The sequence below is a fragment of the Paucibacter sp. KCTC 42545 genome, from assembly GCF_001477625.1.
In the GTDB taxonomy this organism is placed as follows: Bacteria; Pseudomonadota; Gammaproteobacteria; order Burkholderiales; family Burkholderiaceae_C; genus Paucibacter_A.
This window is the reverse complement of the sequence record NZ_CP013692.1, coordinates 3,392,166-3,416,802: the sequence shown is the minus strand read 5'-3', so window position 1 is coordinate 3,416,802 and position 24,637 is coordinate 3,392,166. Positions and strand designations below refer to the sequence as shown.

Genomic DNA, 24,637 nt, shown 5'->3' with positions numbered 1-24,637 from the left:
GTGATTGTTTCACAGCCTGAGCGGCTCGCGCCGCCGGCACCGCTCAGAACCAGCGTTTGGCGAGGGTCAGGACTTGCTTTTCAAGCGCAGGCAGCGGCAATTGCTCGTTGAACAGCACCGCATCGGCGCAGGCGCGCCGGGCCGCACGCGTGGCCTGCTGGGCCAGCACGGCTTGCACGGCGGCGCGCTCCCAGCCATTGCGCGCCATCACGCGGCTGATTTGTGTTTCTTCTTCGCAGTCCACCACCAGCACGCGATCCACGCGCTGCCGCCAACGACCGGACTCGACCAGCAGGGGCACGTCGAAGACGATGCAACTGCTGGTGGCCGCTGCCGCTTGGCGTTCGGTCTCGGCGCCAATCAGGGGGTGCAAGATCGCTTCCAGGCGTTGCTTGACGCTGCTGTCGGCAAAGGCTTGCTGGCGCATCCAGGCACGGTCCAGGCTGCCATCTGCGGCCACGGCGTCCGGCCCAAAAGCGGTTTGCAGTGCGGGCATCGCCGCGCCCTGGGGCAGGGTCAGTGATCGGGCAATGGCGTCGGTGTCAATCACCGTGGCGCCGGCCTGAGCCAGCAAGCGTGCCACCGTGCTCTTGCCGCTGCCGATGCCGCCGGTCAGGCCAATCTGAAGGGCGTTGGCCCGGCGACTCATGCCCAGCCGAGCCAGCCCAGCACCCGTGGGGCGCCGGCAAACAGCACCACAAAGCCGCCGCCCGCCAGGAAGGGGCCGAAGGGCACGTAGCGGCCTTCGCGCAGCTTGGCATTCATCTTCATGCCGATGCCGACGATGGCGCCGATCAGCGAGGCGCCCAGCACGATGGGCAGAATCATTTGCCAACCCAGCCATGCGCCCAGGGCCGCCAGCAGCTTGAAGTCGCCGTAGCCCATGCCCTCTTTGCCGGTCAGCAGCTTGAACAGCCAGTAGATCGACCACAGCGACAGGTATCCCACCAGCGCACCGATCATGGCCGCGTCGAGCGGGATGGTGTAGCCAAGCAAGGCGGCGGCCAAGCCGGCCCACAGCAGCGGCTGGTTGATCGCATCGGGCAGCAAGGTGGTGTCCCAGTCGATCGCCGCCAGGGCCAGCAGCGCCGCAGCAAAGCCGCACCACAGCAGCGTGGTCGGCTGGGCGCCAAAGCGCCAGGAGAGGGCGGCGAAGAGCGCGCCGGTGGCGAGTTCGATCAGCGGGTAGCGCATCGAGATGGCACTCTTGCACTTGCTGCATTTGCCTCCCAGGCGCAACCAGCCCAGCAGCGGCATGTTTTCATGCCAGGCCAGTTGGTGGCCGCAAGACGGGCAGCGCGAGCGCGGCGTGGCAATACCCAGATGCGGCAGCTTTTCAAGCTGGGTGGAGAGATTGGTGCAAGCGGCAGCCAGCTTGTCGGCCTCGGCCTTGGGGCAGGCGGCGGCGCGAGCCAGCTCGGCGCCGTCGCTGAGGGTGTGGGCGGCCTCGGCCAGCCATTGCCGCTCCATCATCAAAGGCAGGCGATGGATGACGACATTGAGAAAGCTGCCCACGCACAGGCCCAGCACGCCCAACACCCAGGGCGACAAGAGGAATTCGATTTCTGCGGACATAGCTATTTTTAGACCACCTGGCCGAGCTTGAAGATGGGCAGATACATGGCGACCACGATGCCGCCGATGATGGTGCCCAGGATCACGATGATGAAGGGCTCCATCAGGCTGGACAGGGCTTTGACGGCCTCGTCCACCTCGTCCTCGTAGAACTCGGCCGATTTGGACAGCATGTGGTCGAGCGAGCCGGATTCCTCACCGATGGCCGCCATCTGCAAGACCATGGTGGGGAAGATGCCGGTGGCGGTCATCGAGGTGGTCAGCGCGGTACCGGTGGACACATCGCGCTGAATCTTCTCGGTCGCTTCGGCAAACACGGCATTGCCGGCGGCGCCGCCCACCGAGTCAAGCGCTTCCACCAGTGGCACGCCGGCGGCGAACATGGTCGACAAGGTGCGGGTCCAGCGCGCCACGGCGGATTTGTAGAGCAGGTCACCGAAAACCGGGATCTTCAGCAGTAAGCGATCCATGGCTTTTTGCATATTGACCGAGCGCTTCCAGGACTGGATGAAGAAGTAGATGCCGCCGCCGATGGTGCTGAAGATCGCCCACCAGTAGGAGACGAAGAACTTCGACATGGCGATCACCATCATCGTCGGCGCGGGCAGTTCGGCGCCGAAGGACTTGAACACATCCTCAAACGCAGGCACCACGAAGATCATGATCACGGCCACCACGACGAAGGCCACGACCAAGACGCCGATGGGGTAGGTCAGCGCTGACTTGATCTTGTTCTTCAATGCCACCGTTTTTTCTTGGTAGATGGCCAAGCGGTCCAGCAGCGCTTCCAAGATACCGGCGGCTTCACCGGCTTCGACCAGATTGCAGTACAGCGCGTCGAAGTACATCGGATGCTTGCGCAAGGAGGTGGACAAGCTGGTGCCTGTTTCCACATCGCCGCGGATGTCGTTGAGCAGGCGAGTCAGGCGCGGGTTGGTGCTGCCTCGGCCGACGATCTCGAAGGACTGCAGCAAGGGCACACCGGCGCGCATCATGGTGGCCAGTTGGCGCGTGAAGACGGCAATGTCTTTTTGCGTGATCGACTTGCCACCGCTGACGCGGCGCTTCTTGACCTTGTTGACCAGAATGCCCTGGCGGCGCAGCTGGGCGCTGACCATGGCCTCGCCACCGGCGCGGATTTCCCCGCGGACCAGTTTGCCATTGCGGTCCTTGCCCTCCCACTCATAGGTGAACTCACTCGTTCGTTTGGCCGCTGTTGTTGTCGATGTCGCCATATCACCTCCGGGAACCGCAATGCCTGTTGCGGTTCGAATTATTCATTTGTTGCGGCAAGCACTTCTTCCAGGGTGGTCACGCCCGCGCGCACCTTGACCAAGCCGAACTGCCGCAAGTCGCGCACGCCTTCTTGCTGGGCTTGTACAGCGATGTCCATGGCCGAGCCTTCGGCCAGGATGATGCGCTGGATCGGCTCGGTGATGGGCATGACTTGGTAGAGGCCAACCCGACCGCGGTAGCCATTGGTGCAATTGGCGCAGCCCACGGCGCGGTACTGCTTCCACGAACCATCCAACTCTTCTTCGGCAAATCCGGCGCGCAGTAAAGCGTCGCGCGGATATTCGGCCGGCGCCTTGCAGTTTTCGCACAGCCGCCGCACCAGGCGCTGGGCCGTGATCAGCAAGACGCTGGAGGCGATGTTGAAGGGCGCCACGCCCATATTCAGCAAACGGCTGAGCGTCTTGGGTGCGTCATTGGTGTGCAGGGTGGACATCACCATATGGCCGGTTTGCGCGGCCTTGATGGCGATATCGGCTGTCTCCAGGTCGCGAATTTCACCGACCATGATGATGTCGGGATCCTGGCGCAGGAAGGACTTCAGCGCTGCCGAGAAGCCCAGGCCGGCCTTGTCATTCACGTTCACCTGGTTGATGCCAGGCAAGTTGATTTCGGCCGGATCTTCGACGGTAGATATGTTGACGCCCGGCTGGTTCAGGATGTTCAAGCAGGTGTACAGCGACACTGTCTTGCCCGAACCGGTCGGGCCGGTGACCAGCACCATGCCGTAGGGCCGCGCGATGGCGGCCAGCAAGCGGTCTTTCTCAATCTTCTCGTAGCCCAGGGCGTCAATGCCCAGCTTGGCGGAGGACGGGTCAAGAATACGGATCACGATCTTCTCGCCGAACAGGGTCGGCAAGGTGGAGATCCGGAAGTCGATCGCCTTGGCGCCGAACTTGAGCTTCATGCGTCCATCTTGCGGGATGCGGCGCTCGGCGATGTCCAGGCGCGACAGCACCTTGATGCGCGAGGCCAGCTTGTCCTTGATGGCAATGGGCGGTTGGGTGATTTCGCGCAGCTCTCCGTCGACCCGGAAGCGCACGCGGTAATGGAACTCGTAGGGCTCGAAATGCAAGTCCGAGGCGCGCAGATTGATGGCGTCCACCAACATTTTCTGCAGGAAGCGCACCACCGGCGCGTCTTCCACATCGGCCAATTCGGCGGCTTCTTGCGGGGGCGCGTTTTCCTCGTCGGTGATGTCGAACTCAAAATCGCCGCCGGCGAGTTGGTCTAGCGCCTCGCTGGCGCTGGCGGCCGAACCCTGCAGCATGCGGCTGAGCTTGTCGTGCTCGACGATCACCCATTCGGGGCTGAGTTGGGTGGCGAACTTGATGCGCTCGACCACGTCCTGATCGGTCGGGTCGGCGCCGCCGATGAAGAGCCGGTTGCCGCGTCGGCCCAGCACCACGATCTGGTACTGCTGGGCTAGCTTGGTGTCGACGATGTCGCGCGGCATGCGCTGCACATCCATGGCGCTGATGTCCAGCAGCGGCAGCGACAGCGCTGTTGACAAGGTGTGCGCCAGCTCGGCCGAGCTGAGCGTGCCCGCCGCGATGACCGCATTGACGAAGCTGGTCTTCTTCTCGCGAGCCTGCCGCATCAGCTCCTCGGCCTGCTTTTGCGGCAGCTTGCCCGCATGCACCAGCATGCGTGCTACGCCCGAGAGGGCGGATTGAGGCGGCTCGGCCAGGGTGGGTTCCACGAAGAGTCTCTGTCTTTGCTGTTTGTTGAGGGCTGTCCAGCCCCAAGTTGAAGGGGTGTGGCGCTGGGGCGTCAGTGCGGCACTGTAAACCGTGGCGCCCTTACTGCCTGTTGCAAAGTGTGCGCTAGCGCACGATTTGCCTCTGACTGAGCGACTGGGTCGCGCTCAGGCGGCACGGTTTAGCTCTAGAAAAAGTCCACATTCGAACCTGCATGGCTTTGGATAGGCCCGCTCTCCACCCGTGCGGCGACGCTGGCCCGCGCCGCCGCCGCGGCTGCCACCGCGGCTTGCGCGGCCACCAAAAAGTCTGCCACCGCCGCGTCGTCACCGAGGCGGAAGGTGCTCAGCACCTCGGCCAGGGCCACGGCTTGCTCCAGCAGTTCATGGGCGATTTCCCCAGAGCGCTCGGCCACATGGACATTTTGCCGGGTCACTTCATCCAACTCTTTGACCGAGGCGGCCACCACCTCCAGGCCTTGGGCATGTTCGGAGTTGTCGGCGGTCAGGCTGTCGAAGACATCGCCGACCCGCTTCACCGAGGCCACCAAATCCACCATGGTGGAGCCCGCCTCATCGGCCAGCTTGGCGCCGCGCTCGACCGTTTCCAGCGAGGCCGAGATCAAGCCCTTGATCTCCTTGGCCGCTTCGGCCGAGCGGCCGGCCAAGCGCCGCACCTCGCTGGCCACCACAGCAAAGCCGCGCCCTTGCTCGCCCGCACGGGCGGCTTCCACGGCAGCATTCAGGGCCAGGATATTGGTCTGAAAGGCAATCGCGTCGATCACCGCCGTGATGTCGGTGATCTTGCGCGAGGACTGCTCAATCTCCTGCATGGTGCTGACCATTTGCGACACCACCGCGCCGCCCTGAGTGGCCATGGTCGACGATGCTTTGGACAGCTCCAGCGCTTCTTTCGACGCCTGCGCGCTGGCCTGCACGATCATGGTGATTTGCTCCAGGCTCATGGCCGCGTCTTTCAGCCCATTGGCTGTGCGGTCGGTGCGTGACAGCAGCTCGCCGCTGGTGTGGCCCACTTCCTCGGCCGCCTTGTGCATGCTGAAAAGCGCCTCGCGCACCAGGCGCAGGGCTGCGGCCATGCGCTGCTGCACATCGCGGAGCCGGCCACCCGTCTTGGAGGCGGTGCGCACGGCGTCGAGGTTGAGTCGGATTGGGCCCTCTTGGCCCATGGCATTGACCAGAAACGCCATCTCGAAGGTTTCGCCGGCGCGCTTTTGCAGATACTTGGCGGCGTTGATCAAGAAGGCGCAGAGTACAAGCAGAAAGCCCAGGTCAGCAAAGTGGCCCCAGCGTTCGCCCGTCGCATGGACGTAGAGTGGGTAGTCGGCCGTGCTCAGCGCTTGCGTGCCCAGGTGGTGGGCGGCTAGCAGGCTGCCCATATAGGCAATCACCCGCCAGTCGCAATAAGGCAGTAGCAGACAAAGGCTGATGTAGACATTGGCATGGATGGAGCTTGACCCTTTGGTGATCTGCAATTGGAGCGCCACCAGAATGACCAGCACGGTGGCCAGCAGCAGACGGCTATTGAGGCTGCCGCCCCAGAAGTGATAAGCCAAGCCACAGGCAATCAAGCAGGGGATGCTGACCAGCAGTGCCAAGCTCGTGGCCTGGTTGTAAAAGCCCAGGCCCAGGCACAACAAGGCATTGACCACCACCACCACCAGCATGGTGAGATCCTGGCGCCGATTACTGTTCAGAAGAGCAGGGTTGTTCATGCGGGTGACCATCCTCAGGACGCGGGCGGTGGGTGCGCAACTCGGCAAGCGGGGCCGCACACAATATCCGCCTAGTTTGTACGTTCTTTGCCATGCCGTGTGCAAGCGAGTGGCAGCAATTCGCGTGCTTTTCTGCCCACTACTGCGCCGCGATCAGGCATCATGGGCGAGCGTCATCACTGCCATGGGGTGTAAATCGTGAAGAAGATTCTCATCGTCGAAGATCAGGAAGAGATTCGAGAGCTGATCCGCGTAACGCTTGAGTTTGACGACTACGACATTCAGGAAGCGCCCAATGGCGATGAAGGTCTGCGCAAGGCCGCCAGTTTCCGCCCGGACCTGATCTTGCTGGACGTGATGATGCCGGGCGGTTTGAATGGTTTGCAGGTTTGCCAGCGCATCAAGTCTGACGCTGCGCTCAAGCGCACCAAGGTCATTTTGCTGACCGCGCGCGGCCAGGAAGCCGACCGCCAAGCGGGCCTGCAGGCCGGCGCGGATGAGTACTTGATCAAGCCCTTCAGTCCCTTGGAGTTGATGAAGGTGATTGGCAAAGTGATCCGCTGAATTCGGCTTCGAGTTTGCCTGCCTAGAGGCCGGGCTCTGCATGGCGCGGCAAGTGCGCAAGATGCTCATACCCCTTGGCTGCATAACCTGAGCAGGGCGGCCGGCATGGCCGACAAGGCCACCACATGTTGGGCGGCCCCCATCTCCGCCGCGGCCTTGGGCATGCCGTAGACCACGCAGCTGGCCTCGTCCTGCGCCAGGGTGGTGGCACCGGCTTTGCGCATCTCTAGCAGGCCGCGGGCGCCGTCTTCCCCCATGCCGGTGAAGATAGCGCCGATGGCATTGCGGCCCGCGCATTGCGCCACCGACTTGAACAGCACATCCACCGAAGGCTTGTGGTGGTTGACCAGCGGGCCGTCGCGCACTTCCACCACATACTGCGCACCGCTGCGCCGCAGCTGCATATGCCGCCCGCCGGGCGCCACCAATACCCGGCCGTTGATGACGCGGTCGCCGTCCTTGGCTTCCAGCACCTCCAGCTCACTCATGCTGTTGAGCCGGGCCGCGAAGGACTGCGTGAACTTCTCGGGCATGTGTTGCACCAGCACGATGCCCGGCATGGTGCGCGGGAGTTGGCGCAGCACCGCCTCGATGGTTTGCACGCCGCCGGTTGAGCTGCCAAAGGCGATCACCCGGTCGGTGGTTTCGGCCATGGCCGCATTGCTGGTGAAACTGTTGCTCAGGCTGCTCGCCAAGCTGGCGGCTGCGCTCGGCTTGGCGCTACCGGGCGGGCTAGCGGGCGCGCTTTCAGCGGCAATCGGCATGACCCGCACATTGGCCCGCGCAGCGGCCCGCACCATGCCGACCAGGCCGTTGCCGGGGTCTTCGAGAAAGTCGCGCAGCCCGAGCTTGGGCTTGGTGACAAAGCCCACCGCTCCGGCTGCCAGCGCCTGCATGGTGGTTTCACAGCCGGCCTCGGTGAGGGTGGAGCACATCACCACCGGCATCGGGTGCTCGCGCATCAGGCGCTTGAGAAAGCTGATGCCATCCATGCGCGGCATTTCCACATCCAGCACGATTACATCGGGCCAGGCCGCTTCCAGCTTGGGCCAGGCAAACAAGGGGTCGCTGGCGGTGATGGTGACCCGGATGCCGGCCGCTTCGAGCAGGCCGGCCAGATGCTTGCGCACCACGGCGGAGTCATCAATCACGGCAACCCGCAGCGCTTGGCTCATTGATGAACTCCCCGTTGAGTAGTTTTGACTTGGCCTATCTGGACGCGGCGCCGCGCTTGATCTCGACCTTGCCGCTGGGCAGGTCCAGGGTCACGGTGCGGGGGACAAAGTCGCCCACATCAACGTCCTGCAGCTGAAAGCCGTGCTGGTCGATCAAGGCCCAGCCACGTTCGATATTGCGCTGGCCCACATTGAATTTGACGTTAGCGCCGTCGGGCATGGTGTCGGCGCCGCCATACAGATGGGCCAGAAAGTCCTTGGGCTGGGCGCCGCTTTGCTTGATGGATTGCAGCAGCAATTCCACTGCTTCGTCGCCGTAGCGCCCGTCCAGCGGTGCCTGGCCGCGCGAGGTGCGCGAGGGCAGCAGGAAGTGGCACATGCCGCCGATCCGTTTGTGGGGATGCCACAGCGTGATGGCTACGCAAGAACCCAGCAGCGTGCGCAATTGCAGGCCCTGGCCGAAGTGCCACTGCCCGGGCATCAGGTGCAGGACCTTGGGGACCAGGATGGCGGATGCGCCCGGCGCTCCGGGTGCGGCGGGTACAGCCGCTGCCGCTGGCGCGCTTGGCGCCATGGCGCGTTTTGGCGCGGCCCCGCTGGGCGGCGCGGGGGGGCGGACGAAGGGCTTGGTCATTTCATCATCACCCTGGGGTCAAGCATGTTGGTAGATGGCCGGTGCAATGGCACTCAGCGGCAAATCCAGCGCCGCCAGTGACTCGGCGTGGCCGGGGTAGAGTACGCCGCCGGGTTTGAGTCGTTCGATCACCCGGCTGACGATGGCACGCTTGGCCGGAGCATCAAAGTAGATCAATACATTACGCAGAAAAATCACATCGAACAAGGGCAGGTCGGCGGGCAGGGGCTGCATCAGATTGGCGCACTGAAAGCGCACCCGCGCGCGCAGCTCGCGCTGAATCAGCAGCGTGCCTTCGTACGGACCCTCACCGCGCAGGCAAAAGCGGCGCAGATAGTCCTTGCTGGTGTCGCGCGCCCGCTCCATCGGGTAGAGGCCGCGGCGCGCACTGGCCACCACCGAGGACGAGAGATCGGTGCCGCGTACCGACCAGGGGCCGCTGCCGAGCTTGTCGGCCAGCACCATGGCGATGCTGTAGGCCTCTTCGCCGGAGGAGGAGGCGCCGCTCCAGACCAGGAACTCGCTCTTGCTGTCTTTGGCTTTAGCGCCTTCGGCCCGGCGCGCCAGGTCTTCGAAGTGGGCCGGTTCGCGAAAGAAGTAAGTTTCATTGGTGGTGAGCTTGTCCACCACGCTGGTCAGCATGCTTTCGGGCATCTGGCCACGCACCATCTTTTGCACGAAGTTGTTCAAGTCTGGCTCACCGGCATCGGCGGCGAGTTTTTGCAGGCGGCTTTGCACCAAGGCGTGTTTGGCCTCGGTGAGGCGGATCCCCGAGATGCGATGAAACAGATCGGTAATCGCCGTGAAGGATTGGGGGGAGAGGTGGCTCATTGCGTCGGCTGCGGTGGGGGCGCTGTGGGTGAGTTCAGGCGCTGGGGGCGCCGGACATCAGGGCCGCCAGTGCTGCGGGTGACAGCACCTGATCGAGATTCAGCAGCGCGGCATAACTGCCACGCACATTGACCATGCCGGCTAGAAAATCAGCCGCAATCGCCACGCCCAGTGTGGGCGCGGGCTCGATGCGTTGGCTGTCGACTTCCAGCACCTCGAACACGGCGTCCACCAGCACGCCGGCGATCAGCCGGCCATGTTCATCGTCCCCCTTGGCTTCCACCACGATGATGGCGCTGCGCCGGCCCAGCTCGGTGCGGCCGAAGCCGAAGCGGGCATTCAAATCGATGACCGGGACCACGGCACCGCGCAGATTCATCACTCCGCGCACAAAGTCGGGCGTTTGCGGCAGCGGGGTCAGGCGGCCAACTTCCAAGATCTCGCGCACCGTCTCGATCGGCACCACCAGGGTTTCGCGCCCAACGGCCATGCGCAGCAATTGCTGCATCGGCCCGGCCTTGGCCTGCGCGGCCATGGCGCCTCGCACGAGGTCGGCCGGTGCGCCTTGGCCTTTTGTCCCCACCGCAGTGCCCATCGTTGCTCCCGTCGCTGCGCCCGTTGCTGTGTTCATCGCGACTCCTCAGAAGCGCTTGAAAAAGGATTCATCGACTTCATCCGGGCCGCCGCCGCTGGCTTCGATATTGCCGCGCTGCGGCAGTCTTGCCATGCTGGTGGTGCTGTTGCGGGCGGTTGGCGGGCTGCTGGATGGTTTGCCAGTACCCATTCCTGTGCGGTTGCTGCTGCGAGGCGCGGCGCTGCCGGGCCTGGCGCTGCTGCGTGGCGATGGCGAGTTCGCGCGCGATTGGTCTTCGGCCAGCCGGAAGAAGGCCATCTGCTCTTGCAGCTGCGCGGCCTGGGCCGAGAGTTCCTCGGCCGTGGCCGAGAGCTGCTCGGACGCCGAGGCCGTTTGCTGCGTGGTGGCCGAGAGGTGGTTCATCGCGGCGGTGATCTGCGACACCCCTTCACTCTGCTCGCCCGAGGCGGCCGATATCTCCTGCACCAACTCGGAAGTCTTCTGGATCGAGGGCACCATATTGCCCAGCAGTTTGCCGGCCTTTTCCGCCAGTGTGACGCTGGAGCCGGCCAGGGTGCCGATCTCTTGCGCGGCCACCTGGCTGCGCTCGGCCAGCTTGCGCACCTCGGCCGCCACCACCGCAAAGCCCTTGCCATGCTCGCCAGCACGCGCCGCCTCGATGGCCGCGTTGAGGGCCAGCAGATTGGTTTGATAGGCGATGTCGTCAATGATGGAAATCTTGCTGGCGATGGACTTCATCGCGTCTGCCGTCAGGCCGACGGCGTGGCCGCCATCCAGGGCTTCTTGCGCCGCCTTGGTGGCCATGCCGTCGGTGATATTGGCGCTGTCGGCGTTTTGTTTGACCGAGGCCGCCATCTCCTGCAGCGAGGCGGTGGTTTGCTCCACGCTGGCGGCTTGCTGGGAAGCCGAGTGCGAGAGCGACTGCGAGGTCTGCGAGACTTGATCCGAGGCGCTGGAGAGCTGATCCGCGGCGGCCCGCACTTCTTTGATCGTGCCGCTGACGGTTTCCACCAACGAGTTGAACTTCTCGCCCAGCATGCGGAAGAAGGGCTCCTTGCCTTCCAGCGCAATGCGACTGGCGAAGTCGCCTTGGTTTGCGCCGTCCACCATGCCGCTGACTTCTTGCTCGGCGGCCACTTCGGCACTGCGGTCCTTCCACTCCACTACCGTGCCCAAACGGGTACCCGTCGCGTCGTTGATGGGGTTGGCGATCAGGCTGAAGGTGAGTGAGCCGACCTTGATCTCGGTCTTGTATTCGCCTTTGAGTGCGCCCAGCAGATTGCGTTGATGGTTGGGGTTGCGGTGGAACTGGTCGAAATTGCTGCCCACGATGCGGCGCGCATCAAAGGCCGGCAGCACCTTGCGCAACTCGCCCTCGTTGCGCTGCATCATCTGCGCCACCGAGGCGTTGTTGTAGATGATGTTGCCGTCGGGGTCGGCAATCATGACGTTGGTGGAGCAGATGTCCAGGGCCTGCTTGACGCGGGTCGTCTCGGCCGCCAGCGCATGCTCGCGTTCTTGCGCAGCCAGCTCGGCCGTCATGTCCTTCCACTCCACCACGGTGCCCAGGCGCCGGCCTTCGGCGATCACCGGGTTGACGATCAAGTCAAAGCGCCGGCCACCCAGCGTCAGCCGGGTTTGATGCGCGCCGCTGAGGCGATCCAGAATGCCGCGCTGGTGGGCCGGGTTCTTGTGGAAGCTGTCGATATTGCTGCCGATCACGCTGGCGGCACTGAAGCGCGGCAGGTCTTTGCGGATGTCTTCCTCGGCGTGGTTCAGCATGGCTTGCAGCGAGGCATTGCCGTAAATGATGTTGTAGCCGGGGTCGGCCACCATCATGTTGGTGGCGGCCACGTCCAGGGCCTGGCGGATGCGCTCGGCCGCTTCGCCGCGTTTCTTGGTGTCGGCGAACTCAAAGCCCAAGCGGGTTTGCACGCGTTTGAGGGCGAGCTGCATGGCCGTCAACTCATCATTGCCGTCCACGCTGACGATGCCGTCAAAGCGCGCTTGGCCGAACTTCTCCAGCTGGCTGCCGGCCTGCGCCAGACCCTTGCGCAGGCGCCGGGTGAGGGCGGCCAGGCCCCAGGCGCCCGCCAGGCCCAGCACCAAGGCCGCAGCGGCGAGCGGCCATTGCTGGCCGGGCAGGGCATGGCCAAGACCGGCGCCGCTCAAGCCCACCGCCACGGTACACACCGCCACCTTGCTGGCCTGACTCATCGCGGCGATGAGCCGGCCCAGGCCGTCCAGCAGGCCGGTCTTGACGCCGCGCCCGTCGCGGATTTCCCATGCCGCTGCCTTGCCCTCCTTGAACAGGCGGTAGAGGCCATCGGCGGCCGCCACCTGCTCGCGGCTGGGTCGGGTGCGCACCGACAAATAGCCCACCACCGTTTCGCCCTCTTTGAGCGGCGTGGCATTGGCCACCACCCAGTAGAAGTCGCCGTTCTTGCAGCGGTTCTTGACCAGGCCGGTCCAGGGGCGCCCGGCCTTGAGGGTGGCCCACATATCGGCAAAGGCTTCTTCCGGCATGTCCGGATGGCGCACGATGTTGTGGGGCTGGCCGATCAGCTCGGCTTCGGCGAAGCCGCTGGCTTCGAGGAAGTCGTCGTTGATATAGGTGATCTTGCCCTTGAGGTCGGTGCGCGACACGATGGTCATGCCTTCTCGGAGCAAATATTCCTGTTGAGTGACCGGCAAATTACTACGCATGGCTTTGGTCTTTCATGGCGGGAATACGGCAGGAATGCGGCGGGTGATTACGGCGGCTGTTCAGCGCTGGCCGCGTTGTCGCCCCCGGTCCGCCTGCTCATCGTCGGCCAGGCGGAAGAAGGCCATCTGCTCTTGCAACTGCGCGGCCTGGGCCGACAGTTCCTCGGCGGTGGCCGACAACTCCTCGGAGGCCGAAGCTGTTTGCTGGGTGGTGGATGACAAATGGTTCATGGCCGCGGTGATCTGCGACACGCCCTCGCTTTGCTCGCCCGAGGCGGCCGCAATTTCTTGCACCAGCTCCGAAGTCTTCTGGATCGAGGGCACCATATTGCTGAGCAAGTCGCCGGCCTTCTCGGCCATCTGCACGCTGGAGCTGGCCAAGGCGCCGATCTCTTGCGCGGCCACTTGGCTGCGTTCGGCCAGTTTGCGCACCTCGGCGGCCACCACGGCAAAGCCCTTGCCATGCTCGCCGGCCCGCGCCGCTTCGATGGCGGCGTTGAGCGCCAGCAGATTGGTCTGGTAGGCGATGTCGTCGATGATGGAAATCTTGGTGGCGATCTGCTTCATCGCATCGACCGTCATGCCCACCGCTTGCCCGCCGTCCATTGCCTCCTTGGCGGCCTTGGTGGCCATGCCGTCGGTGACGGTGGCGCTGTCGGCGTTTTGCTTCACGCTGGCCGCCATTTCCTGCAGCGAGGCAGTGGTTTCCTCCACACTGGCGGCCTGTTGGCTGGCCGAATGCGAGAGCGACTGAGAGGTCTGCGAGACCTGATCCGAGGCCCCAGACAATTGATCGGCTGCGACCCGCACCTCGCGGATGGTGCCGCTGACGGTCTCGACCAGGGAGTTGAACTTCTCGCCCAGCATTTTGAAGAAAGGCTCCTTGCCTTCCAGCGCAATGCGGCTGGCGAAGTTGCCCTGGTTGGCGCCGTCCACCATCGCGCCGACTTCGGCCTCGGCGGCCACTTCGGCCGTGCGGTCCTTCCACTCGACGACGGTGCCCAGGCGGGTGCCGTCGGCCGCCGTGATCGGGTTGGCGATCAGGCTGAAGGTGAGCGAGCTGACCTTGATCTCGGTCTTGTACTCGCTCTTCAGTCCACCCAGCAGATTGCGTTGGTGGCTGGGGTTGCGGTGGAACTGGTCGAAATTGCTGCCGACGATGCGGCGCGAATCAAAGGCCGGCAGCGCCTTGCGCAACTCGCCCTCGTTGCGCTGCATCATCTGCGCCACCGAGAGGTTGTTGTAGATGATGTTGCCGTCGGGGTCGGCGATCATCACATTGGTCGAGCAGATGTCCAGCGCCTGCTTGACCCGGGCGTTCTCGGCGGCGAGTTGCTGCTCGCGGGCCCGCGCCAGCAGCTCCTGCGTCATGTCTCGCCACTCCACCACGGTGCCCAGGCGCTCGCCCTTGTCGTCAATGATGGGGTTGGCGATCAGCGAGAAGTCCAGCGACGAGACCTTGATCTGCGCCTTGTACTCACCCTTCAGCCCGCCCAGCAGATTGCGCTGGTGGGCCGGGTTTTTGTGGAAGGTGTCGATATTGGCGCCGATCAGCTGCTTGGCGTCGAAGTTGGGCAAGGCGCGGCGCAGCTCGGCCTCGTTGCCTTGCATCATGCTCGCCACCGAGTGGTTCATATAGATGATGCGACCGTCGGGGTCGGCGATCATCACATTGGTGGAGCAGCGATCCAGCGCCTGTTTGACCCGGCCGCTTTCGGCGGCAACGCGGGCGTCGCGCTCGTGCCGCTCGCGCAGATTGTTCTGCATCACGCCAAAACGCTGCAGCAGGACGCCGGCCTCGTCGCGGCCCTGGTCGTCGATACGATGGCTCAAATCACCCTCGGCGATGGCATCGGCCGCGGCAATGGCGCGGTTCAGGGGCTGGGTGACTGAGCGCACCACCGCCAGCGCCAAGATCGTGGCCAGCACCAAGACCACCGCGAAGGCCCCGCCTTCGATCATGGCGCCGCGCTGCAGGCTGTTGATATGCGCTTGCAGCGCCGAGGTGAGCTGCTCTTCGGTCTTGTCCATCAGCTTGAAGGCCGACTCGATCGCCGCGCTGGCCAGGGCGAAATAGTCTTCGGCGCTGATGGCAGGCTTGTCGGACTTGACCAGCTCGGTGCTGCCTTTGCTGACATAGCTGCTCATGCTGAGTTCGAAGTCCTTTATCAAGGCATTCAGCTCCCCCGCCAGAGGCGGGTGTGCCTTGATGGCTTTGCCGAGTTGAACGACGGCCAGTTCTTGTCCACTGCGGGCTTGGTTCAACTCCGCGCCGGTCTGGAAGCGCCCATCAAGTGGGAATTCTTGCTTGATCAGCATGGCGCGGCCGATGGCTCGTGCCACACCGGCTGCGTCAACGGCATCCGGTAGTTCTTTGACCAGGGCCGTGACCATGAAGTAGTTGGCGGGGTCCGGCTCCAGGGTCAAGCCCGAGCCATCGGCAACCGCGCTCATCAAGTTCTTCGCGTCTTTGATCAGCTCCGCATGGCGGGCCAAATTGTCCTTGGCCAGCAGGCGTTTGTTGCCGAGGTCGCCGCCCAGGCGCTCAAATCCAGCAGCCAGGGTTTTGCTCGCTGCCAGGGCCTCTGCCATGGCGGGATCGCTCAGTTGAGTCAGCAATGCATTCAGGCTTTTTCGGATGATCTCGGCCTGCTTGCTGCGTTCGGCGATGCCAGTGGCATCGCCACCGAGCTCCCGGTTCACCGCAGCGCGATGCAACTGCAGGGCACGCAGCAGGGCCTGCGCCGAATTCAGGGGCGCCAAGCCCGCGACCTCGGCCTTGGCGACAGCCATTTTGTTCAGCGTATCGATCATGCGCAGGGCGGTGGGCACACCGGCCAAGAGCAGTGCCAAGGCACCCAGCAAGGCGAATTTGTGCCAAAGCTGCAAATTGCGGAGAAGTTTGCTCATTTTGTTTCCCTGGCTTCCCTAAAAGAACAAGTGACTAAAGTGAACTCTGAGTCAAGGCGACTAGCTGGGGCTGCCGTGACTGAGTGATACCGTCCTGCTGTCCGTTTGCCCCTTGCGAATCGCCACCGCCAAGAGGCCCGCCACATCAAGCAGCAGCGCAACCTCACCGGAGCCCAGAATGGTGGATCCGGCCAGGGCTTTGAGATGCTGAAAAATGCTGGACAGGGGTTTGATCACCGTTTGGTGCTCGCCCATCAGGCGGTCAACGATCAGGCCGACACGGGTTTGCCCGTCGCGCACCACCACCACGCTGCGGCGGCGGCTGTGGTCGGCCGCAACGCCGTAAAAGCGCGCCAGGTCTAGCCAGGGCAGCACCTCGCCGCGCAAGTCGAAAGTGCCGCTGACGCGCTCGCCCTGCTTGCTGCATTCATCCGGCACATCGATGCATTCGGCCACCGCCGAGAGCGGCAGCACATAGTTGACGCCGCCCACCATGGTGAGGAAGCCGTCGATCATCGCCAGCGTCAGCGGCAGGCGGATCTGCGTCAGCGTGCCGCGGCCGACCTCGCTGCTGAGTGCGATGGTGCCGCGCAAGGCCTCGATATTGCGTTTGACCACATCCATGCCGACGCCGCGCCCGGACAGGTCGGTGACCTGCTCGGCGGTGGAAAAGCCGGCATGGAAGATCAGCTGCCAGATCTCGTGCTCGGGCAAGATCTGACCCTCGGCGATCAGGCCGCGCTCGACCGCCTTTTTGAGGATGCGCTCACGCGCCAGGCCGCGCCCATCGTCGCTGACCTCAATCACCACCGCGCCGGCATCGTGATAAGCGTTCAGGCTCAGCCTGCCCATCACCGGTTTGCCGGCCGCGAGCCGCTCGTCCTGCGTCTCCAGGCCGTGGTCCATGCTGTTGCGCACCAGATGCATCAAGGGGTCGGCGATGGAGTCGACCATGGACTTGTCCAGCTCGGTGTCGCCGCCGGTCACCACCAGATCGACTTCCTTGCCGAGCTGCTTGGAGACATCGCGTACCACCCGCTGGAAGCGGCCAAAGGTTTCGCCGATGGGCACCATGCGCAGGGCCAGCGTGCCATCGCGGGTTTCCTGCACCAGATCCATGACGCGCTGGGTGGCTTCCAGCAGCACGGCGGAGTTCTCCAGATGCGCCACCATCTGCGCGCCCGAGCCGGCGATGACCAGCTCACCGATCAGGTCGATCAGCTTGTCCAGCTTGTCGGCGCGCACGCGCACGAAGCGAGTTTCGTCACCGGCGCGGCGGTCGCGCCCGCCTTCGCGGCGCTCGCCTTCGCCGCTGCGGCGGTCGTTGCGGCGCTCGCCGCCCGCGCTGCTGGCGCTGTCGGTGCTGCTGCGGCGTTCAATGTGTGGGATGACGACTGGCGCCACCGCCTCGGTCTCGGCGGCTGCCGCGCCGGCTTCGATCTCAATCACCTCCAGGCGCACGGCGAAGCGCATGCCCATCTCGTGCCAGCACTGGAACAGGCCGGCGCGGGCATCGGCGTCATCGCCGCAGCGCAGCGCTGCCAAGTCTTCAAATGCGGCGGGCGTGCTGCCTGGTGCCAGGATTTGCACATCGCTGTCTTCGACCGCGAACTCGAATACGCGCTCGATGTCTTCGCGCGTGGCGCTGGACTCAAAACGCAACTCAAAGCCGAGATAGCAGGCTTCGGCGTCGAGCGCGTCCAGGCTGGGAATGGCGTCGCTCAGGGTGCTGATGGCCTGAACCTTGCCCAGGGTGGCCAGATAGCGCAAAAAAGCCAGCGGGTCGAGGCCGTTGCGCAGCGCATCCTGGCCGAAGCGCAGCGACAAATGCCAAAAGGGATTGGTGGCCGCGCCGGTCCCAAGGGCCTGCTCCGACGTCGCCGAAGCGCCGGCCTCGCCCGCAGTGGCACTGCTTGTCGCGGCGGCCACTGGCTCCAGGCCTTGCAGCGCGCGCAAGCGGCTGGCCAGCGCCGCGCTGGCGGCGGCCACGGCGGGGTCGGCTTCCCCGCTTTGCACTTCGCCCAGCAGCAGTTCGATCTGGTCGCGGCTTTCCAGCAGGGCGGCGACCACGGCGTCATCGAGCTGGCGCTGGCCGGAGCGCAGCGCCTCCAGCAGGGTTTCGGCCTCGTGGGTGAAGGCCACCACCGCGTCGCAGCCGAACATGCCGGCCGTGCCCTTGATGGTGTGGGCGGCGCGAAAGGCCGAGTTCAGGCTTTCCGAGTCACTGGGGTCACCTTCCAGGATCAGCAAGCCTTGCTCGAACTGGCGCAGCATCTCCTGCGCCTCGTCCAGAAAGCCGGCCCGGGCAACGGCCAGAATCTCTGCATCATCATCGTCATTCATCGACATGGCATCACTCCGCGCCAGCCAGGCTGTGGGGCAGGGGCTGCAACTGGGTGTCGAGGCCGAAGCATTGCAGCGCGGCCACCACCACCACGCTGGGCTCGTGCAGCACCAACTCGGCCGCACGTTCCTGCAGGCTGCGCTGGGTGGCCAGCAGCAGCTGAATCGCGGAGCTGTCGAAGTCACTGACGCCGCTGAGCTCTAGGCGCAGGCCCGAGTTCAAGCGGGCGACGGTCTCCAGCAGCAAGCCATGCACATCGGCGGCTTGGGCAATCGTCAGCTCAGGGCCGAGCGAGAGGGTGAACAGATCGGACTCTGACATCGCAAAACCTCCGGGGCTAGAACAGCAAGCACGGGGCCGGTGGATGGGACCGGTACATGGGGGCCATGGGCGGCCCACATGGGGTCAGACGCAGAGTCGGTTGACGGCGTCCACCAATTGCGAGGGCTGGAAGGGTTTGGTGATCCAGGCCTTGGCGCCGGCCTCGCGGCCTTCGGCCTTTTTGGACTCTTGAGATTCGGTGGTCAGCATGATCACCGGAGTGAACTTGTAGGTCGGCAGTGTTTTGACGTGGCGCAGAAAAGTCAGCCCGTCCATATTCGGCATATTGACGTCGCAGACGATCAGATTGATCTTGGCGCCCGTCAGTTTGCCCACCGCGTCTTGGCCGTCCACGGCCTCGATGACGGTGTAGCCGGCCTTTTGTAGCGCCAGCTTGACGACGGTTCTGAAACTGCCGGAGTCATCGATGACCAGAATTGTCTTGCTCATGGCGTCCTCTTGATGTTGTGGATGCTGACTGAAACGGGGCTCAGAAAAACTCAACGTTGTTGTGCGGCGGGCCGGTGCTTTCGCCGTGGTGGGAATCGCGTTGCTCGTCGGTGGTGTAGCGGGCTTCCAGGGCGTCCAGCCAGGCTTGTGCCTCGGCGGCATCGGCGTGAGCCATATTCGGCAATTCCTGGCTGAAACGTTGGGTGTCGTCGTGCAGGATGTCGAGCATCTGAGTGGCGCGGTCGCCAAACTGCAGGCCGACCAGCGCGCGCTCGCATTGCAGTGCCAGCTCTTGGCTGAGTTGCTGCAGGGCCAGGGTGTGCGCGGCATCTGCGGGCATGGCCTTGATTTCGCTGTCCAGCAGATCCTGCAAACCCATGATGCCTGCAAAGCAGCTGAGCAAATCCACCGCCCCGCCTTGCACGGTGTCTTGAATGGCGCGCAGCTGGCGGGTCCAGATCGGCAGCACGGTGGCGGTCATCAGCGTGATGCCCGCGTCAGGTGGGGCGGAGGCTGCGGGAGAAGCCGACTGCTGGCGGCGGCTCATGAGTGTGCCGCCCCGGCCTTGTGGCACGCCAGCGGGTGGATCAGGCCGATCCCTTGGAGTGGAAGCTCTGCAAAACCCATAGGCCCCTCCCTGTGATCAATTCAACCGCTGCGCTTGGGCCTGGTTTGTGGTTCGCGTGCGAACGACTGGCGGCGCGGATGAGTTGAGGACAGCAGTTTCCCCAGCGGCCGATTTGGCCAATGCCTGGATAAGGGCCTAATTTAGCAAGCTAACGAATGAAATGGGGGGAATCTTGATGCCGGTACAACGCTGTTGTGGTGTCGGCCTTGCTGTGCTTGCGGTTTGGCCGGCGTTTGGCGTGCCGCGGCCGCGGCGTGTGGTCGGCCGGCGTGGGCATCTCAGTCAGAAATGAAAAAGAGGTGCGGGCATGGCGCCGGCACCTCTTGGTCAAGTGAGCGAAAACCGCTCAGGCTCAGTACTTGCTGTTGTTGCCGCTGGCGGGTGCGGTGACGGCCGGGGCACGGCTGACACGGGTCTTGCCACCGGTGGTGACCAGAATCACGGCTTCGCCGGGGGCGAGAGTTTCTTGGCCCTTGGCCTGCACGACCGAGCGGCGCTCGCCATTGCGCAGTTGCACGATCACTTCCACGGCTTCTTCGCGGGTGCCAGCACGCTCCACCGCATTGCCGACGACTGCACCGGCCACGGCACCCAGCACGCCGACGATGGCGCCTTCACGGCTGCCGCCCACCGATGAGCCGGCCACGCCGCCCACCACGCCGCCGGCCACGGCACCGATGCCGCTTTGAGAGCCGTCCACCGTCACCGGGCGCACCGACAACACGGTGGCGTCCTGGATCTGCGACATGCGCTGCGCCTGGTCACGCGAAATCACGTCCGGGCTGGTGGTGGAGCAAGCGCTCAAGGCGGCCAGGGCGACGAGCGAAGTGCTGAGAAAGAGTTTTTTCATGGGGATCACGTTGGTTTCTCCTTGGGCAGACAGCTACCCAACGCCGGACATTGTGCCGAGGTTGACGGCTTGACGTTATTTAACCTGCCGGCAACGGTTCGATAACGCTGGCCTGGGCGGCAGGAGAAGGGGCCGGCGGCGGCATGCCTTGGCCCGGGGTTCCGGCGCAGGCTCAGGTGTAAAGCCGGCTGGAGCGCGGCACGCTGGCCAGCAAGAACTCCATCTGGTCGGCCAGGATGCGGCGGCCGCGCAAAATCATGTCCTCGTGCAGATTGGGCACATAGGGCAGATAGAGCAGGCTCATATTGGCCTCTTCGGGCATGCGGCTGCCTTTGCGGCCATTGCAGCCGCGGCAGGCGGTGATGCAGTTCATCCAGCTGTCGCGCCCGCCGCGTGAGCTGGGGTGGATGTGCTCGCGCGTCAGGTCGTCGGCGTGGAAGCGGTGGCCGCAGTAGGCGCAAACAAAGCGATCGCGCGCGAACAGCTTGGGGTTGGAGAGCGCGGGGGCTTGTCGCCACGCCCGGCTGGGTACCGAGCCGCGCACGGCAATGATGGGGTGAACCTCGATGCGCGACTGCTGGCCCGTGCGGCGCTGCATGCCGCCGCGCATCACTTGGCAGGGATCGCCCAGTGTCCAAGCCACGCCGTCGCTGGCGTAGATGACGGCCGCTTCGCGGGTCGTGATCCAGGCTTGCGGTCGACCAGAAACATCCAGTTGAAGCACATCCACAGCGTGAGACCTCCAAGTCGGAGCGTACTGCATGTGGGCCCGCAAGCTCAAGTATTCCTGGCGCAGAGGCTGCCGCTGTGCGTGCGTGGCGACAGTTAGGGGCGGGAGCGGATCGGGTGCGGCGCCCGTCAAATCATTGTCATCGGTGGCCGGGAGACTGATGTGTTCGCCGGCAGGCCGCCGAACCAAGGCGGGTGGCGGATGGGTGAATGCGCTCTATTTGTGCGCCTTGTGCGAACTGCGCCGCTCAGTGCGGTGGCGGTTGGGCGCTGGGCGCGCGCTGGATGAGCACTTTGTTCGCTGCTAGGCGCGAGCCTCTAAAAAATCGCCAAAAAAACCTCGGGCTGACATGCAAAGTCGACAAACTTTCTGCAAAATAGAACGACCGTTCGTTTTATTATTCGCCGCGATTCATCCGATTTCGGCGCCACGCCCAACTCAAGCCCGCCACCATCCGCTCGCTTTCATCCGCAACCTGCCTCTGTCCATGACCGTGCCCACCAAGTCAACTGCCACCGCCAAAGCTGCCGCGCCCGTCGCCCCTGCGGCCAAGTCGGCACGCACGGTGCGCACCCTGCACAAAGGCCAGCACACCCGCGCCGTGATTCTGGAAGCGGCTTTGGGCTTGGCCTCGCACATGGGCTTGGAGGGTTTGTCGATCGGCGCCCTGGCCGATGTGACCAAGATGAGCAAGTCGGGCGTGTTCGCCCATTTCGGCTCGCGCGAGGAATTGCAGATTGCGGTGGTGACCGAGTACCACGCCAAGTTCGAGGAAGAAGTCTTCTTCGCCGCGATTCGCGAGCCGCGCGGCCTGCCGCGCCTGCGCGCCCTGTACGAGCGCTGGGTGCGCCGCGTCTCGCTGGAGCTGGACTCAGGCTGCATCTATATCAGCGGCGCAGTGGAGTTTGATGACCGCATCGGCCCGGTGCGTGATGCCCTGGTCAGCATGGTGCGTGACTGGCACGCCGCCCTGCACAAAGCCATTGTGCTGGCCCAAAAGGCCGGTCATCTGCACGCCGATGCCGATGTGGAACAGATTTTGTTCGAGTTGCACGGGCTGATTTTGTCCTTGCATCACGACGCGCGCTTCTTGCGCAACCCCGGAGCCCTGGCCCGTGCCGGCATGGGTTTCGAGCGGGCCGTGCAGTCCTACGCCACGCCCGCTGGGCTGGCTGCGGACGCGCTGGCCAAGCAACACGCAGCCGCAGCGGCAACTAAAAAGCCGCGGCGCTGAGCCTCACCCATTTCTTCCTGTCTCTTTTTTCACCCCGGAGTTCGACATGCCCCAATACAACCCACCATTGCGCGACATGCAGTTTGTGATGCACGAAGTGCTCAATGTGGTTGAGCAGCTCAAAACGCTGCCCGCGCACGCTGACATCGATGCCGACACCATCAATGCCGTGCTGGAAGAAGGAGGCAAGTTCGCAGCCGAGGTGCTGGCGCCCCTGAACCTCAGCGGCGACGCTGAAGGCTGCTCGCTGGACAAGACCACGCATGAGGTCAGCCCGCCCAAGGGTTTCAAGGAAGCCTACGCCAAGTATGTGGAAGGCGGCTGGCCTTCGCTGGGTTGCGACCCCGAGTTCGGTGGCCAGGGCCTGCCCCTGGTGCTGAACCAGGCTTTCTACGAAATGATGAACTCGGCCAACCAGGCCTGGACCATGTACCCCGGCCTGAGCCACGGCGCTTACGAGGCCCTGCATGCCCACGGCACGGCCGAGCAAAAAGCCACCTATCTGCCCAAGCTGACCAGCGGCGAGTGGACCGGCACCATGTGCCTGACCGAACCGCATTGCGGCACCGACCTGGGCCTGCTGCGCAGCAAGGCCGAACCGCTGGCTGATGGCACTTACAAGATCAACGGCGCCAAGATCTTCATCTCCGCCGGTGAGCACGATATGGTGTCCAACATCGTTCACTTGGTGCTGGCCCGCCTGCCCGACGCGCCGGAAGGCTCCAAAGGCATCTCGCTGTTCGTCGTGCCCAAGTTCTTGGTCAACGCCGACGGCACCCTGGGCAAGCGCAATGGCATCTTCTGCGCCGGCCTGGAGCACAAGATGGGCATCCACGCCAACTCGACTTGCCAGATGGTTCTGGAAGACGCCGTCGGTACCATGGTCGGCCAGCCCAACAAGGGCCTGGCTGCCATGTTCGTGATGATGAACGCCGCCCGTCTGGGCGTGGGCAACCAGTCGCTGGGCCTGACCGAAGTGGCTTACCAAAACGCCGCCGCCTACGCCAAGGATCGCATCCAGATGCGCGCCCTGAGCGGCCCGAAGTCGCCCGACAAGGCAGCCGACTCCATCATCGTGCACCCCGATGTGCGCAAGATGCTGCTGACCGCGCGTGCTTACGCCGAAGGCGGCCGTGCTTTCTCCACCTACGTTGCCGTGACGCTGGACCGCGCCCTGGCTTCGCAAGACGAAGACGAGCGCAAGGAAGCCGAAGACGAAGTCGCGCTGCTGACGCCCATCATCAAGGCCTTCATCACCGACAACGCCTGGATCTCGACCTCGCATTGCATGCAAGTCTTCGGCGGCCACGGCTTCATCCACGAGTGGGGCATGGAGCAATTCGTGCGTGACGCTCGTATCAACATGATCTACGAAGGCACCAACACCATCCAGTCGCTGGACCTGTTGGGCCGCAAGATCCTGGGTGACAACGGCGCCAAGCTGAAGAAGTTCGGCAAGAAGATCGCTGCCTTTGTTGAAGAAGAGGGCACCAACGAGGCGATGCAAGAGTTCATCAACCCGCTGGCCGACATCGGCGACAAGGTCACCAAGCTGACCACCGAAATCGGCATGAAGGCCTTCCAGAACCCCGACGAAGTCGGCGCGGCCGCCGTGGACTATCTGCGCGTGGTGGGCCATATGACCTTCGCCTACTTCTGGGCCCGCATGGCCAAGGTGGCACTGGAGAAGGAAGCTAGCGGCGACAAGTTCTACACCGCCAAGCTGTGCACCGCACGCTTCTACTTCGCCAAGCTGCTGCCTGAAACGGCATCGCTGATCCGCACCGCCCGCGCGGGCCTGCCGTCCTTGATGGAGATGGACGAAGCCTTGTTCTGATTCCCTTTTTCGCTAAGCCCAGATCCGCCCGCTAGAGGTGGATCGGTCACAACCCTTGGAGACACCATGAAAAAGCTGTTTGCTGCTGCAGTTCTGAGCCTTGTCGCCGGCCTTGTTCACGCCGACGGCAGTCCGGTCGGGCTGTGGAAGACGATTGACGACGATGGCAAGACCGAGAAGTCGCTGGTTCGCATCACCGAGAAAGACGGTGTGTTGACCGGCACGATCGAAAAAGTCTTCGAGGCAGGCAAGCAGGATGCCAAGTGTGACAAGTGCAGCGATGACCGCAAGGACAAGCCGGTCACTGGCATGCAGATCATCCGTGGTGTCAAACAAGATAGCGATGACAAGCTGCATTGGGTCGGGGGTGAAATCCTCGATCCCAATAACGGCAAGGTTTACAAGACCCGGCTCAAGCCCGTCGAGGGCGGCAAGAAGCTGGAGATGCGCGGCTATATCGGCTTCTTCTACCGCACCCAAGTCTGGTTGCGCGTGGAGTAAGTAGGCCCCGATAGCTGTTTCTGGCGG

At 64.0% G+C, this 24,637-nt stretch carries 21 protein-coding genes; 4 read left to right on the top strand and 17 right to left on the bottom strand.

The genetic code is table 11. From position 1 onward, the window contains the following. Nucleotides 1–43: 43 nt before the first annotated feature. The 5 genes from coaE to AT984_RS14785 form a co-directional block, all read right to left on the bottom strand. Nucleotides 44–649, bottom strand: a complete 606-nt coding sequence (gene coaE, locus AT984_RS14805; RefSeq protein ID WP_058720755.1) for a dephospho-CoA kinase — start codon at nucleotides 647–649, stop codon at nucleotides 44–46. Continuing rightward, nucleotides 646–1,575 carry a prepilin peptidase gene (locus tag AT984_RS14800; RefSeq protein WP_058720754.1) on the bottom strand — a complete coding sequence of 310 codons (930 nt, stop codon included), beginning with the start codon at nucleotides 1,573–1,575 and terminating at the stop codon, nucleotides 646–648. Before AT984_RS14800 ends, coaE begins: the two co-directional genes overlap by 4 nt. 8 nt (nucleotides 1,576–1,583) lie before the next feature. After that, nucleotides 1,584–2,810 carry a type II secretion system F family protein gene (locus AT984_RS14795; protein WP_058720753.1) on the bottom strand — a complete coding sequence of 409 codons (1,227 nt, stop codon included), beginning with the start codon at nucleotides 2,808–2,810 and terminating at the stop codon, nucleotides 1,584–1,586. A gap of 38 nt (nucleotides 2,811–2,848) precedes the next feature. Beyond that, nucleotides 2,849–4,516 (bottom strand): type IV-A pilus assembly ATPase PilB, encoded by a 1,668-nt coding sequence (gene pilB / locus AT984_RS14790; protein ID WP_082680045.1) that lies wholly within the window; start codon nucleotides 4,514–4,516, stop codon nucleotides 2,849–2,851. Between the two features lie 239 nt (nucleotides 4,517–4,755). Continuing rightward, a complete protein-coding gene (locus AT984_RS14785; protein WP_197418115.1) occupies nucleotides 4,756–6,300 on the bottom strand; it encodes a methyl-accepting chemotaxis protein in 1,545 nt (514 codons plus the stop codon). A gap of 198 nt (nucleotides 6,301–6,498) precedes the next feature. Here AT984_RS14785 and AT984_RS14780 point away from each other — a divergent pair, with 198 nt between their 5' ends. Then, nucleotides 6,499–6,864, top strand: coding sequence for a response regulator transcription factor (locus tag AT984_RS14780; protein ID WP_058720750.1), 366 nt, complete (start codon nucleotides 6,499–6,501; stop codon nucleotides 6,862–6,864). Nucleotides 6,865–6,929: 65 nt separating this feature from the next. Here the strand turns inward: AT984_RS14780 and AT984_RS14775 are convergent, their stop codons facing one another. From AT984_RS14775 to AT984_RS14720, 12 genes are all read right to left on the bottom strand, one after another. Beyond that, nucleotides 6,930–8,039, bottom strand: coding sequence for a protein-glutamate methylesterase/protein-glutamine glutaminase (locus AT984_RS14775; protein ID WP_058720749.1), 1,110 nt, complete (start codon nucleotides 8,037–8,039; stop codon nucleotides 6,930–6,932). A 34-nt stretch (nucleotides 8,040–8,073) separates the two neighbouring features. After that, on the bottom strand, nucleotides 8,074–8,673 hold the full coding sequence (locus AT984_RS14770) for a chemotaxis protein CheD (RefSeq protein ID WP_231741431.1): 600 nt from the start codon (nucleotides 8,671–8,673) through the stop codon (nucleotides 8,074–8,076). 18 nt (nucleotides 8,674–8,691) lie between these two features. Continuing rightward, nucleotides 8,692–9,504: a CheR family methyltransferase gene (locus AT984_RS14765; protein ID WP_058720748.1), complete on the bottom strand. Its 813-nt coding sequence runs from the start codon at nucleotides 9,502–9,504 to the stop codon at nucleotides 8,692–8,694. A 34-nt stretch (nucleotides 9,505–9,538) separates the two neighbouring features. Further along, a complete protein-coding gene (locus tag AT984_RS14760; RefSeq protein WP_197418113.1) occupies nucleotides 9,539–10,135 on the bottom strand; it encodes a chemotaxis protein CheW in 597 nt (198 codons plus the stop codon). A 9-nt stretch (nucleotides 10,136–10,144) separates the two neighbouring features. After that, entirely contained in the window at nucleotides 10,145–12,805 is a 2,661-nt protein-coding gene (locus tag AT984_RS23995) for a methyl-accepting chemotaxis protein (protein WP_082680044.1), read from the bottom strand. Between the two features lie 60 nt (nucleotides 12,806–12,865). Further along, entirely contained in the window at nucleotides 12,866–15,715 is a 2,850-nt protein-coding gene (locus AT984_RS14750) for a methyl-accepting chemotaxis protein (protein ID WP_058720745.1), read from the bottom strand. A 60-nt stretch (nucleotides 15,716–15,775) separates the two neighbouring features. Further along, nucleotides 15,776–18,064, bottom strand: coding sequence for a chemotaxis protein CheA (locus AT984_RS14745; protein ID WP_231741430.1), 2,289 nt, complete (start codon nucleotides 18,062–18,064; stop codon nucleotides 15,776–15,778). Nucleotides 18,065–18,068: 4 nt separating this feature from the next. Beyond that, on the bottom strand, nucleotides 18,069–18,380 hold the full coding sequence (locus AT984_RS14740) for an STAS domain-containing protein (RefSeq protein ID WP_058720744.1): 312 nt from the start codon (nucleotides 18,378–18,380) through the stop codon (nucleotides 18,069–18,071). Nucleotides 18,381–18,464: 84 nt separating this feature from the next. Continuing rightward, the gene (locus tag AT984_RS14735) at nucleotides 18,465–18,830 is read right to left on the bottom strand and encodes a response regulator (protein ID WP_058720743.1); all 366 of its coding nucleotides are present in this window, start codon (nucleotides 18,828–18,830) and stop codon (nucleotides 18,465–18,467) included. Between the two features lie 40 nt (nucleotides 18,831–18,870). Then, nucleotides 18,871–19,377, bottom strand: a complete 507-nt coding sequence (locus AT984_RS14730; protein ID WP_156422045.1) for a hypothetical protein — start codon at nucleotides 19,375–19,377, stop codon at nucleotides 18,871–18,873. 433 nt (nucleotides 19,378–19,810) lie between these two features. Then, a complete protein-coding gene (locus AT984_RS14725) occupies nucleotides 19,811–20,308 on the bottom strand; it encodes a glycine zipper 2TM domain-containing protein (RefSeq protein ID WP_058720741.1) in 498 nt (165 codons plus the stop codon). A 172-nt stretch (nucleotides 20,309–20,480) separates the two neighbouring features. Beyond that, entirely contained in the window at nucleotides 20,481–21,038 is a 558-nt protein-coding gene (locus AT984_RS14720) for an HNH endonuclease (RefSeq protein WP_058720740.1), read from the bottom strand. A gap of 487 nt (nucleotides 21,039–21,525) precedes the next feature. Here AT984_RS14720 and AT984_RS14715 point away from each other — a divergent pair, with 487 nt between their 5' ends. The 3 genes from AT984_RS14715 (at nucleotide 21,526) to AT984_RS14705 (ending at nucleotide 24,610) form a co-directional block, all read left to right on the top strand. Further along, complete coding sequence (locus AT984_RS14715) at nucleotides 21,526–22,272, top strand: TetR/AcrR family transcriptional regulator (protein ID WP_058720739.1); 747 nt, start codon at nucleotides 21,526–21,528, stop codon at nucleotides 22,270–22,272. A 46-nt stretch (nucleotides 22,273–22,318) separates the two neighbouring features. Next, nucleotides 22,319–24,109, top strand: coding sequence for an acyl-CoA dehydrogenase C-terminal domain-containing protein (locus tag AT984_RS14710; protein WP_058720738.1), 1,791 nt, complete (start codon nucleotides 22,319–22,321; stop codon nucleotides 24,107–24,109). Between the two features lie 66 nt (nucleotides 24,110–24,175). Then, nucleotides 24,176–24,610 (top strand): DUF2147 domain-containing protein, encoded by a 435-nt coding sequence (locus AT984_RS14705; protein WP_058720737.1) that lies wholly within the window; start codon nucleotides 24,176–24,178, stop codon nucleotides 24,608–24,610. Nucleotides 24,611–24,637: the final 27 nt, after the last annotated feature.

Bases quoted from the DNA above. Each gene is read 5' to 3' on its own strand.
- coaE (WP_058720755.1), bottom strand. From the start codon at position 649: ATGAGTCGCCGGGCCAACGCCCTTCAGATTGGCCTGACCGGCGGCATC.
- AT984_RS14765 (WP_058720748.1), bottom strand. From the start codon at position 9,504: ATGAGCCACCTCTCCCCCCAATCCTTCACGGCGATTACCGATCTGTTT.
- AT984_RS14770 (WP_231741431.1), bottom strand. From the start codon at position 8,673: ATGACCAAGCCCTTCGTCCGCCCCCCCGCGCCGCCCAGCGGGGCCGCG.
- AT984_RS14705 (WP_058720737.1), top strand. From the start codon at position 24,176: ATGAAAAAGCTGTTTGCTGCTGCAGTTCTGAGCCTTGTCGCCGGCCTT.
- AT984_RS14750 (WP_058720745.1), bottom strand. From the start codon at position 15,715: ATGAGCAAACTTCTCCGCAATTTGCAGCTTTGGCACAAATTCGCCTTG.
- AT984_RS14795 (WP_058720753.1), bottom strand. From the start codon at position 2,810: ATGGCGACATCGACAACAACAGCGGCCAAACGAACGAGTGAGTTCACC.
- AT984_RS14800 (WP_058720754.1), bottom strand. From the start codon at position 1,575: ATGTCCGCAGAAATCGAATTCCTCTTGTCGCCCTGGGTGTTGGGCGTG.
- AT984_RS14740 (WP_058720744.1), bottom strand. From the start codon at position 18,380: ATGTCAGAGTCCGATCTGTTCACCCTCTCGCTCGGCCCTGAGCTGACG.
- AT984_RS23995 (WP_082680044.1), bottom strand. From the start codon at position 12,805: ATGCGTAGTAATTTGCCGGTCACTCAACAGGAATATTTGCTCCGAGAA.
- AT984_RS14735 (WP_058720743.1), bottom strand. From the start codon at position 18,830: ATGAGCAAGACAATTCTGGTCATCGATGACTCCGGCAGTTTCAGAACC.
- AT984_RS14710 (WP_058720738.1), top strand. From the start codon at position 22,319: ATGCCCCAATACAACCCACCATTGCGCGACATGCAGTTTGTGATGCAC.
- AT984_RS14775 (WP_058720749.1), bottom strand. From the start codon at position 8,039: ATGAGCCAAGCGCTGCGGGTTGCCGTGATTGATGACTCCGCCGTGGTG.
- AT984_RS14745 (WP_231741430.1), bottom strand. From the start codon at position 18,064: ATGTCGATGAATGACGATGATGATGCAGAGATTCTGGCCGTTGCCCGG.
- AT984_RS14785 (WP_197418115.1), bottom strand. From the start codon at position 6,300: ATGAACAACCCTGCTCTTCTGAACAGTAATCGGCGCCAGGATCTCACC.
- AT984_RS14760 (WP_197418113.1), bottom strand. From the start codon at position 10,135: ATGAACACAGCAACGGGCGCAGCGACGGGAGCAACGATGGGCACTGCG.
- AT984_RS14730 (WP_156422045.1), bottom strand. From the start codon at position 19,377: ATGAGCCGCCGCCAGCAGTCGGCTTCTCCCGCAGCCTCCGCCCCACCT.
- AT984_RS14725 (WP_058720741.1), bottom strand. From the start codon at position 20,308: ATGAAAAAACTCTTTCTCAGCACTTCGCTCGTCGCCCTGGCCGCCTTG.
- AT984_RS14715 (WP_058720739.1), top strand. From the start codon at position 21,526: ATGACCGTGCCCACCAAGTCAACTGCCACCGCCAAAGCTGCCGCGCCC.
- pilB (WP_082680045.1), bottom strand. From the start codon at position 4,516: ATGCTGGTGCATGCGGGCAAGCTGCCGCAAAAGCAGGCCGAGGAGCTG.